We start from the raw sequence: 12349 nt of genomic DNA, 5'->3' as shown, positions 1-12349 counted from the left end.
ACTACGGAAATCGAATGATGTCTTTGTAAAACCTTAACAACACAATCTGTTTTAAATGCTAAACTATACTTTGATTTGCCCATAAAAAATGCCCCTAAAAAGTGTCTAACTTTTTGGGGGCACTCTAGAAGAGTGGTTTTTTTTGTACCTTAGAGGAATTAACTAATACCCTGTTTCGGGTTTAGTTCTACCAGCCAGAAAACAAAAATTTTACATATGAAAAAAACAATTTTATTCAGCGCAATGTTCCTTGGATCCTTAATTTTTGCACAAAAACAAGCTCCTGTTTTAGGAGGTGACAGAGATGTTCACGGTTGTATTGGTTCTGCAGGATACACCTATTCACAATTAAAAAATAATTGTATACAGACTTTCAATCAGAAAATAAAGCTGAAAGAAGTAAACTCAGATAAAAGTTATATCTCAATGACAGCAATAATTTTTACTAAAGACATGAAAAAAGCTGAAGTTTTTATTCCGGACGGAGCTGCGAAAAGCATTATCCTGAATAAAGAAGGAAAAGGGAAGATCTGGAAAAGCGGAACTTATATTAAAGACAGCTATGTTTTGACTCCTTATAAAAAAAGTTACCAGATTAAGAAGAATGATGAGATAATCTATCAGTAAAATAAAATTCACCAAAAATAAGAAGCCACCCGGAAGGGTGGTTTTTTCGTTTGCTATAAATTGAAATAGATCTATATTATTTCCGGAACTTAATTTTTCGGATAAATATAGATTTTAATACGTCACGTTTTTTTCGCCCTGTGTAGATAATTTTACATCAGAATAAAACCAATTAAAAACCTTTATGATAATAATTTAATAAGTAAGATATATGTTAAATCGCAACTTTGTGATTTTTGTGTCTTAAAAAGTATTAAATTCGCTGCGTTTTAATAAAACTAATTACTAACTCAAAAAAACATAGAATGAAAAAATTCTATCTCGGTGCATTTACTTTATGCACAGCCTTGGGCGTATCTGCTCAGGAAGTGGTGTGGCAGAAAGACATCAAATCCTCTACCCAGGATTTTCTTAGCCAAGTCACTACAACAATCGATCAACAGTATCTTATTACGGGAAGCTCTATTCAAAGCAATAAGCAGCAAACACCAGGAAATAAGCAAAACAACGGCTATGATTTTCACCTTGTAAAATTGAACCAACAGGGAGAAGAAGCCTGGGAAAAATATTTCTCAGGAGCAAATCATGATTATTTATCAGCAACCGTTACCACACAAGATGGTGGATTTCTTTTAGCCGGAACATCTTATTCAGGAAAAGGACTGGATAAAAAAGACGATTCTAAAGGTGGTTCTGATATCTGGTTGATCAGAATTAATGAATTTGGCGATGAATTATGGCAGAAAACATTAGGAAGTTCTTCAGATGAAGAAGCAAGAGCTGTTATTCAAACTACAGACTTGGGATTTTTTGTTGCAGGGAATGTTCAAAACTCTTCAAAAGGTTATGGTTCCAAAGATGTCTTAATTACCAGAATCGATAAAAACGGAAAAGAACTCTCACAGTTAATTTTAGGCGGAAAAGGTCTTGATGAAGTTGAAAAAATGATTCCAACGAGAGATGGCGGAGCATTATTGGGAATTTATTCAAGAAGTTCCGAGGTTCGTGTTTCGGGATCTGAAAAGGGGTCCGGGATGCAAGATGCAGGTTCCGTGTCAAACGGTCAAAATTCGAATCCCGTATCCCGAAACTCGAAACAAACTGAAAACTTTGGTGAGGGCGATTACTGGATTGTCAAGTTAGACAAAAACGGAAAATTAGAATGGGAAAAGAATTTTGGAGGAAAGGGTGATGATCATATCAGAACGCTAGCATTAACTTCAAATGGCTTTATTATCGGTGGAGAATCCAGATCAGAAAGATCAGGAAATAAAACGGTTGGAATTGAAGAAGGAACAGATCTTTGGCTGATTTCTTTAAATGAAAGAGGTGATGAACAGTGGCAGAAATCCTACAATTTCAAAAACCGTGATATTTTGATGGGAATGAGCGTCCTTCATTCTGCAGATGATAAATCTTCCAAAGGGATTTTATTGGGCGGATATACTCAGGCAGAAGGAAGAATACAAACCGATGATGAGACCTTCTGGATGTTATATTTGGATCAGAATGGCAATGAGCAGTGGAGAAAACATGTGAAAGGAGAATCCAGACAAAAAGAAGAAAGACTTTCAGATTTAAAGCTGAACAGAGACGGTTCTATTGTTTTGGCCGGAACCAGTGCAGAGGAATTAGGAAAAGAAAACTGGAAGATCGTAAAGCTGGGGGATAAACAGGTTGATCAGTTAATTGAAAAATATGATATCAAGATCTATCCGAATCCTGTATCTGATTATGCATATGTAGAAATCGGCTTTGATTTTAAAGAGGCTGATATTCTGCTATATGATATGAGTGGAAGACAGCTTCAGAGTATAAAAACTAAGAATAGAGTGATTAAGATTAATACACAGGCTTTGGTTCAGGGAGCTTATCTAATCACCATAAAAACGGAGACGAATAAAACAGCTAATGCAAAAATTATTAAACAGTAAGTTATGAAGATCTTATTTCTATTTTGTATCATTTCAGTATCATTAATGAAAGGGCAGTTTAATGGTGAGGAGGGTTTTTATAGCCCTGAATTTTCTAAAAGCCCAAGCTCAAGTGAATTTAAAGTATATGGAGGAACTGATTTAAATCATTCACTGGGTAAACCAGATATTAATATCAGTTTGCTTTCCTTAAAAATTGATTATAAAAACAAGTTTGATGTAAATCTTAATTATGATGTTGCTCAGAATAAGCCTGATACTTACCCTTCATGGATGGGTTTGGCATGGAATTTAAGTACTTCAGGAACAATTACAAGAAATTTGAATGGTTTAGCAGATGAGTCTGATCTAGAAGCTTACTATTATAAATATAACCTTTTAAATTCCGCTGATTGGAATTCGTTAGATAAGCTAAAATCATATTCGGGTTTTTCTGAATATGAAAAAAATGAAAAAGCATTAACCCCTGATACTTTTAGCTTTAATGTAAATGGTATATCAGGTACTTTTATTAAAAATCATGAAGGAAAATGGATTGTAAACTCTGACACACCTAACTTATCGGTTACAAATACATTAAAAGATAACGAGTATGATATGGAGCATTTCATAAATTCCTTTATTATCACCGACGGTTTGGGGAATAAGTATACTTTTGGAAATCAATATTCAGCAATTGAGATTTATCGAAGTAGAAAAAAGACTCAGAACCCTAAGCTCGGTGCGGAATATTATAAGTATGTAAAAAATTGGCATTTAACCAAAATTGAATATTCAACTGGAAAAAATGTTGACTTTAGTTATAGTAAATCTGGAGATGCTATCTATTTTAGAAGTTCATATTCGGGGTACAAAAGTTTTGCGTATGGTGGTTACGATTTAAGTGGTTGCGCAAAAGATATTGATAAGAATAACTGTTTCAATCTTTCAAGTTTTGAAGAAGGACAATTTAGCTATTTGGATAAAGTTAATTTTGATAATGTTGAGATAAAATTTAATAAATCTTTAGCAAATAGTCTTGAATTTACAAACGAAAATGTATACCTAATTGATGGATTTGAAATCAAACCTCCTGATAATTACTATAATCTTAAACATTGGTATAAACTTGATAATATTTCTTATGCTGTAAATAATAAAAATGTAGAAAATATATACTTTGAGTATGACGAAAATCCTGCAAGGCGATTAAAATTAAAAAAAATAAAAATTGGCGAAGTAGAAAACAACAAATATGAATTTCAGTATAATAATAGCTTATTTCCAAAATTTAATAATGGGAATACTGATCATTGGGGATATTTCAACGATAAGATATTTAATTTTTATGCAGTAAATTCTACAGATATTAATGTTATTGCGGCGGCATATCGACAAGCAAAAGAACCTAATTTTAAATTAAACGAAATTTTAGAAAAAATCTTTTATCCAACGGGAGGAAGTACTCGTTTTTATTATGAACCTCATGAGTATACTAAAATGACTAATTATAATAATGACTTTTTCATCAGTCAGATTAGTCCAAGAAGGTTAGCAGGAGGTTTCAGGGTGAGCCATATTATCGATTATAATATTTCAAATGTGCCTTCCCAGAGAAAGTTTTACTATTATAAAGATCTTATTGCTAGTGATTTAAGTTCTAGTGGTGTTTTGTCAAATACTACAGATTACAATCATAACCAATACACTTACAGGGAAATCTCACCTTTAAGTTGGCCATTAAATTATACTAATGGGTCACATATTGTATATTCAAAAGTTTATGAAGAAAAAAGCAATGGAGGAATAAGTGAATATGCTTTCAGTAATCAAGATAATGGCTTTATTGATCAAAAACCTGATAACTCACTAATGACTAAAGTAGAAAGAGAAAGGACCACACTAGGAAATAATAATTATATATGGACCAGTGCACTAATTAAATATGATGAAAATGCTGGTACTAGAATAAATTCTTTTAACTCTCTCCAAAAAGAAAGAATGAAGATATTGTTTAAAAAAGAGTATACAAACACTAAGCAATTATTAGCTGAAACAATTTATAATTATAATAATAAACCTGTAAGATTTTCACAACATGCTAGGATAGTTGAAATTGATGGGCGCCCTTTTGGTCCTGTTCCGATGGGTTGGAATGGACAAGGTCAAGCTCTAGACAAAACCTGTGACGTCATTAATGTTTCAGCTCATAAACTTTATTTTTATAATCATTATTTAGACTCTGAGACGAGAAAAGATTATTTCAATAATGGAAACGTTACCACTACGACAAAGTACTTTTACGATGACTCTGATGATGATCTTCTGAAGAAAGAAGAAACTACCTATCCAGACAATAAAGTAATTTCTAAGACATATCATTATGCAAATGATGTTACAATAAATAATCAATATTTGATTAACAAGAATATGGTAGGGTTTCCATTGGTTACAGAGACAACGAAAATAGAAAATCCTACAAATAAAATTCTGACTAAGTGGGAAACCGTTTATCCTGCTTCCCAAGCAGATGCTAATACATATACTAGTGGTTTGCCTTTACCTAAATCAGTATTATCATATAACCTTAAAGATTTGAATAGCCCTGCTCCTGTCCCAACTGTGGAAATCAGTTATGACTTATATGATCCCAAAGGTAATGTTCTACAATATACAAGTAAAGATGGTAAACCAATCACTATCATTTGGGGATATGGGCAAACTTTACCTATCGCTAAGATAGAGGGAGAGACCTATAGTAATGTAATGACCTCTTTAGGTGTAAGCAGTTTACCTTCAGGATACACAACTCTTCCTATTTTCCTGAAATCTAATGCGGATATAGATACATCTTCCGAACTATTGCTGATAGAAGCTCTGGATAGTTTCAGAAAAACCCCTGCTCTTGCTAACTACAACATAACAACCTATACTTATAATCCATTGATCGGGGTGACAAGCATTACTTCTCCAAGTGGAATAAGAGAAAATTATACTTATGATTTGGCTAATCGATTAGAGAAAGTTGTAGATAATAATGGAAAAGTGCTTAAAGAATATAAATATAATAATGCCCCAACAGCATATTATAATGTTATGAAAAGTCAACCATTTACAAAAAATAATTGTACCTCGGGTATGACATCCAATTCGATAACCTATACAGTTCCTGAAGGCAGACATTTTTCAATCATAAGTCAGGCAGATGCTGATCAAAAAGCTTTAGATGACATTAATAGTAATGGGCAGAATTACGCTAACTCAAACTTAACCTGTTTTTATCCATATTGTGATTTCAATGCTATGGCTTCAAGTCAGTATATTATGATACAATATGCACCTTTTCAAAAAGTAAATAATGTCGTTAATGCTCAATTAAATTTTATGGTTACTTCAAACCAAGGTGTGAATTGGTCTGATTCAGTACAATTAGGAAATATACCTGGACCATGTTGGCCAACTACCACGGTTACTAAATCCTCTGGAAATTGGCAGGTTACTCTTTATCCAGGGTCGGGACAGACTGTTTTAAGATGGCTAGGAAGCGGAAGCCCTTCTACAGGCACCCCATATAATATTAGCTTTAGTTATGATGTAAATTAAAAACAAATCCATGAAAAAACTTATAATTCCAATAGGGATTCTTATCATAGGAACTGCCCAGGCGCAGCTTACCAATACAGAAAACTATGTCTATTCAAAGACCTATTTATCAGATCCTACCCTTGCCAATGTCAAGACCTCTGAAACCGTTCAGTATTTTGACGGTTTGGGAAGACCTAAACAAAACGTCAATGTAAAAGCCTCCCCATTGGGTAAAGATGTAGTCACTCCCATTAAATACGATGCGTTCGGAAGGCAGGTTCAGGATTATCTTCCTGTTCCCCAGGCAGGAACTCTTAATGGAGCTATTATTCCTGATCCATTATCAAATGTGAGCAGTACGCCTTATGGTTCAGAGAAAATTTATTCAGAGAAGATTCTTGAAAACTCACCATTAGACCGTATTTTAGGACAAAAACAAGTTGGAACTGCGTGGGACAACAAGCCTGTACAATTTGGATATGATGCCAATGCAGATGGCGAGGTTAAAAAATATACAGCTACTTTTACCTATACCACTTTTACTTCCCAACTCATCCCATCCGGTTCCTATGCAGTAGGTCAGCTCTATAAAAATACAGTCACCGATGAAGACGGAAACCCGACCATTGAATTTAAAAACGGACAAGGACAGGTGGTATTGGTCAGAAAAGTAATCAGTGCTACAGAAAGTGCAGATACTTATTTTGTTTACAATGATTATAACCAATTGGCTTATGTAATCCCTCCCAAAGCCTCTTTAGAAGCAGATCCTAATACGGTGCTTAATGATTTATGCTACCAGTATAAATACGACGGGCGAAACCGTTTAGTAGAAAAGAAACTTCCAGGTAAAGGGTGGGAATATATGGTGTATGACAAACAGGATAGGCTGATTATGACTCAGGATGCCGTCATGGGGGCATTAAAACAGTGGCTTTTTACGAAGTATGACCAATTTGGAAGAGCCGCCTACACAGGAATATACACAAGTACCCAGGTGTATGGCACGGCAGGAAGGGCTGCAGAGCAGGTGTCAGCAGATGCCAAAGGGAGTAATAATGTAACAAGATCTTCTACTATAGGGTTTACCAATAGCGGAGTAGACGTATATTATGATAATGGTTCTGCGAGTTATCCGGGTTCTATCACTAAGCTATTAACGGTTGATTATTATGATACCTATCCCCAAGGCTCCCCTGCGGTCACCAATGTCTTTGCCCAGCCTCTTCTTACGGATGATCCTGCTCAGGAAAGGACAACCAAAGGATTTCTTACCGCTTCCTATATCAAAAATATAGAAGATGACAATTGGACAAGGAATTTTATCTGGTACGATACCAAAGGAAGAAATATCGGATCAAGAAGTCGTAATTATCTTGGAGGCTATACTGTGATTAATAATAAGCTTGACTATACTGGGGTTGTTCTTCAGACCAATACTTACCATAGAAGGCTTGGAACAGATCCTGAAAAGATCATTGTAGAAAAATTCACCTATGATTCCCAGAACAGGCTTCTGACTCATACTCATCAGATCGGCAGCAATCCTGTGGAATACCTTGTCCAGAATAAGTATAATGAACTTTCCCAGCTGGAATCTAAGAAAGTAGGTGGAATAGCTGCAACATCTCCATTACAGACTATTGTTTATCAATACAATATCAGAGGCTGGATGACGAAAGTTAATGATCCTGCCAATCTGAACGGGAAATTATTTGGCTATGAAATGAAGTATAACAATCCTGTTTATACCAATACTTCAACAGGAAGGTTTAATGGGAATATTGCTGAGATTGATTGGAATATTTCCAGTGCAGAAGAGTTGAAAAGATACAATTACCAGCATGATGCTTTAAACAGATTGTTGAAAGGAGCTTATTCCCAGCCCAATGCTTCTTTAGCACAAAATAATTACTTTAATGAAGAGCTGAGCTATGATCTCAATGGCAATATAAAAACCTTAAAAAGATTTTCATGGCCTGTTTCCGGAGGAACAACAGCAGAAATGATTGATGATTTGATCTATAATTATCAGAATGGAGACAAAAGTAATACTCTGGACAAAATTACCCTTCCTGCCGGTGTCATTAACAATCGTTCAGGATACAATGCCTTGCAGGGAACGATGGCCTATAATCTTAATGGGAATATGACGGATCACCCTGACAGAAAAATGAAGATCATTTACAATTACCTGAATTTGCCCAATTCTATTTCAGTTAACGAAGGGTTGATAGGTATTTCTAACACCAGCTACACCTACAGGGCAGACGGAACGAAAGTTTCTAAAACATACAGTATAAACGGGTCCATAGAAACCAATTATCTAGACGGCTTCCAGTATGATAACAGACATGCGTATGATACCTCAGCTTCTCTTTATACCATTCCTGTATTAAAATTTGTGCCTACCTCAGAAGGGTATTATGATTTTACTGAAAATAAGTATATTTACAATTACACGGATCATCTAGGAAATGTAAGAGTGAGTTACAGAAGTAATGGCAGTGGTATAGCTGAGGTCATTGATGCCAACAATTATTATCCTTTTGGATTAAGACACCAAGAGGGCCTTATTGTACCAGCTCCTTTTGGAGGAGTTCCCTATAATTATAAGTACAACGGTAAGGAGTTGCAGGAAAGTGGAATGTATGATTATGGAGCGAGGTTTTATATGCCGGATATGGGAAGATGGAGTGTTGTTGACCCATTGGCAGAAAAGATGACACGTTATAGTCCTTATAATTATGCTTTTAATAACCCACTGAGATTTATTGATCCGGATGGTAGAGAACCATTTAATGAATATGATAAGAATGGCAAGATGATTAGTAATTTAGGTGGAAATAAAATAGATTTTTACCATCAAAGAAATGGAGACACTAAAGTAGTTAGTCGACAAACTGGAGCTTCAAATATTATTACAGGTGGAGAATCTATTATTAGAGGTTATACTCATAGAGGAAAAGATATAGGATGGGGAACGATAACAATTGAATATTTTGGAGGAAGTGGACCTGCTCGCAGTCTATTTAGTGATTTTAATGATTCTAATGATGGACCTTTTGCTTCTCTAGATAAGCCATCGTCTCCATATTCTTCTTTAGCAAGACAAGCATCATTAAACTCACAAGATCCAAAAGGTTTTGTAGAGATGACATATCTTCAGGCTAATCCTCTAAAAGCAAATTTTGATTGGTATGAGCAGATGTGGGGAAGATCTACTGTATCTTGGTACAAATTAGGAGACGAAACACTTTTTTTAATGTTAGATTCAAAATCTCAGGAGTCATTATTTTATAGATTACCAGTAAATAATTTTGAAAGAACTGAAGGAAAGTTAAAAAGCTTTGGAAATACATATCAGACTTATATGTGGACTGAAAGCAATTCCGAAGTTCAAAAAAAAGTAATTAACCCAACCTTAAAGAACGTTTTTAAACAAGCTGTAACACCACCATCTATACTAACAAGACCTAGATTTTAAATCGAACAACTTAAATTTAATAAATATGAAAAAAAGTATAAGTTTAATTTTATTACCACTTCTATTTTCATGTCAAAATATTAGTAGTGAAGATGTGTATGGAAAATATTCGCCTGTATCATATAAAAATACATATGATACCCTGACAATTCACAGAGATGGAGTGTACAATAGGGTTATTTATAATAGGGAAGGAAAAAAATTATTGGATTATGATTCAAAATATAAAATAGATAATCAATCTATAACACTTTCGAAATTTTATCTAAATTTAGACAAAGATTTAATTGCTTTTCCAGAGGATGTAGAGGATACTAATACAACTTATATAACTTCTTTCAAAAAAAAAGATAAAAACATTTTTCTCTGCTTTGGTTATTATGGAGAAAATTGTTATCAAAAGATTATAAAATAAAAAATCCCCCTGCTGGCGCGAGCGTCTCGCTCGTGTCCACAAATATAAAACCCACTACACAAAGCCCATGACTTTGTGTAGATAAAATACAAAACCACTGTTTTTGCAGTGGTTTTGTTTTATAAAGGCCCTTGTACATCCTTATCAAAATACTGTGAATCACTTTATAAATAACCCCGCTGGCGCGAGCGTCTCGCTCGTGTCCACAAATATAAAACCCACTACACAAAGCCCATGACTTTGTGTAGATAAAATACAAAACCACTGTTTTTGCAGTGGTTTTGTTTTATAAAGGCCCTTGTACATCCTTATCAAAATACTGTGAATCACTTTATAAATAACCCCGCTGGCGCGAGCGTCTCGCTCGTGTCCACAAATATAAAACCCTCTACACAAAGTCTATGACTTTGAGTTGATACAATAAAAAACACTGCAACAGCGGAGGTTTTTTTATATCTTAGAAAATAAAAAAATGATAAAATACCTGTTCATTCTTTTTCTATGTACAGTTGTTTCTGTTCAAGGGCAGCAGACTACTTCAACAATTGCTAAAAATCAGGATAGTTCTTATGATATTCAGGATAGTGTGATGGTGAAAACCAGAGATGGAGCGATGATCTCGGCGATGATTGTAAAGAAGAAAGGGGAGAAAGAACCTCTTCCAGTGATTTTTCAGTTTACCATTTATGTTCGCGATACAGGGCGGGATCTTCAAAGTTTGAAGAATGCTGCTGATAAAGGGTATATAGGGGTTATGGCCTATGCCCGTGGTAAAAGACTGAGCCCGGATGATATAAATCCTTATGAATTTGAAGCCAATGATACGTATGATGTGATAGATTGGATCAGTCAGCAGAAATGGTGTAATGGAAGTATAGGAATGTATGGAGGCAGTTACAATGGTTTCAGCCAGTGGGCAGCCTGCAAAACACTTCATCCGGCATTGAAAACGATTGTTCCTTATGTAGCAAACCGTCCTGGAATGGGACTTCCTATGGAAAACAATATCTTTATTAATCCCAATTATGAATGGGCATTTTATGTAGGAAACAACAAGTATCTGGACAATGAAACAGGAAATGACAGGAAGAGGTTTAGGGCAATGATGTTTAACTGGTGGGATAATGGTAAGGCATATAACAAAATGGACATTATCGACGGTGCTCCCAACAGATGGTTTCAAAAATGGATTACTCACCCTGATTTTGATGAATACTGGCAGAAAATGGCTCCTTATAAAGAAGATTTTAAACAAATTACGATTCCGGTTCTGGCTTTTGACGGATATTATAACGATTCCCAGAATTCTAGTATTTATTATCTTAAAGAATTGCAGAAGTATAGCCCAAATACTCCATTTTATCTGATTATTGGCCCATACGGTCATTTTGGGACCCAGCAAGGAGGGGAGAAAGAAGTGAATGAATACAAAGTAGATGAGGTCGCCCTTTTTGATATCAATAAAATCACCTACGAATGGTTGGATCATATCCTGAAAAATGGGCCGAAACCATCAGCTCTTAAAAATAAAATCAATTATGAAGTAATGGGAGCCAATGAATGGCGCAGTGCTCCCTCCTTTGAAAAAATGAACAATGATGTTCTGAAATTTTATCTTTCCAATCAAAAAAAGGGTGGAACGTATTTTCTGGATTCGAAAACTTCCAATAAAAATACATTCCTTTCACAAACAGTTGACTTTAAAGATCGAAAATTGAGTGGTAACAGCGATTATTATCCATCTCCAATAGAGAAAAATGAGCTGGATAAAAGTTCAGGTTTCATTTTTACCAGCAATCCGGTAGAAAAACCAGTGATTGTGAACGGCTCTTTTTTAGGAGGGCTTCATATTTCTATTAATAAAAAAGATGTGGATGTGGGAGTGACTTTATATGAATTGACTCCCGAAGGAAAATATTTTCATTTGTCATATTATATTGGAAGAGTCAGCTATGCAAAAGATATTACCAAAAGAAATCTTCTGAAGCCTGGAGATAAAACCTGGATAGAATTCACCAATAGCCATTTTGTAAGCAAAAAGCTTCAGAAAGGAAGTAGAATTGTAGTGAAAATTGATGTTAATAAAAACCCGTTTTCACAGTTGAATTACGGAACAGGAAAAGACGTCAGTACAGAAACCATAAAAGATGCTTCCGTTCCTTTGAAAATCAAATGGTACAATGATAGTTATGTTAAAATACCGGTGTTAAATGAAGAGTAAAAATAGTATTACCGCAATTATATATTTATTGAAATTTTGTGGAATTATCATAGTAATTGATATTATATATAATATTATAGTTTCTCATCAATTAAAATCAG

The 12349-nt window shown here is 34.7% G+C and carries 6 protein-coding genes; all 6 read left to right on the top strand.

What is annotated here, in order from left to right:
- Positions 1-216 precede the first annotated feature (216 nt).
- A complete protein-coding gene (locus LC457_RS21670) occupies positions 217-627 on the top strand; it encodes a hypothetical protein (RefSeq protein WP_223601700.1) in 411 nt (136 codons plus the stop codon).
- A 305-nt stretch (positions 628-932) separates the two neighbouring features.
- On the top strand, positions 933-2561 hold the full coding sequence (locus tag LC457_RS21665; RefSeq protein WP_223601699.1) for a T9SS type A sorting domain-containing protein: 1629 nt from the start codon (positions 933-935) through the stop codon (positions 2559-2561).
- 3 nt (positions 2562-2564) lie between these two features.
- Positions 2565-6143, top strand: coding sequence for a DUF5977 domain-containing protein (locus LC457_RS21660; RefSeq protein WP_223601698.1), 3579 nt, complete (start codon positions 2565-2567; stop codon positions 6141-6143).
- 10 nt (positions 6144-6153) lie between these two features.
- On the top strand, positions 6154-9612 hold the full coding sequence (locus tag LC457_RS21655; protein ID WP_223601697.1) for a DUF6443 domain-containing protein: 3459 nt from the start codon (positions 6154-6156) through the stop codon (positions 9610-9612).
- A gap of 25 nt (positions 9613-9637) precedes the next feature.
- A complete protein-coding gene (locus LC457_RS21650; RefSeq protein WP_223601696.1) occupies positions 9638-10027 on the top strand; it encodes a hypothetical protein in 390 nt (129 codons plus the stop codon).
- Between the two features lie 472 nt (positions 10028-10499).
- A complete protein-coding gene (locus tag LC457_RS21645; RefSeq protein WP_223601695.1) occupies positions 10500-12248 on the top strand; it encodes a CocE/NonD family hydrolase in 1749 nt (582 codons plus the stop codon).
- Positions 12249-12349: the final 101 nt, after the last annotated feature.

This window comes from Chryseobacterium sp. GVT01B, assembly GCF_019970045.1.
Lineage (GTDB): Bacteria > Bacteroidota > Bacteroidia > Flavobacteriales > Weeksellaceae > Chryseobacterium.
The sequence above is the reverse complement of the archived record's forward strand: the minus strand, read 5'-3'. Positions and strand labels throughout refer to the sequence as shown.

Excerpts from the sequence above, each read along its gene's own strand:
- LC457_RS21670 (WP_223601700.1), top strand. The coding sequence starts at position 217 with ATGAAAAAAACAATTTTATTCAGCGCAATGTTCCTTGGATCCTTAATT.
- LC457_RS21665 (WP_223601699.1), top strand. The coding sequence starts at position 933 with ATGAAAAAATTCTATCTCGGTGCATTTACTTTATGCACAGCCTTGGGC.
- LC457_RS21660 (WP_223601698.1), top strand. The coding sequence starts at position 2,565 with ATGAAGATCTTATTTCTATTTTGTATCATTTCAGTATCATTAATGAAA.
- LC457_RS21655 (WP_223601697.1), top strand. The coding sequence starts at position 6,154 with ATGAAAAAACTTATAATTCCAATAGGGATTCTTATCATAGGAACTGCC.
- LC457_RS21650 (WP_223601696.1), top strand. The coding sequence starts at position 9,638 with ATGAAAAAAAGTATAAGTTTAATTTTATTACCACTTCTATTTTCATGT.
- LC457_RS21645 (WP_223601695.1), top strand. The coding sequence starts at position 10,500 with ATGATAAAATACCTGTTCATTCTTTTTCTATGTACAGTTGTTTCTGTT.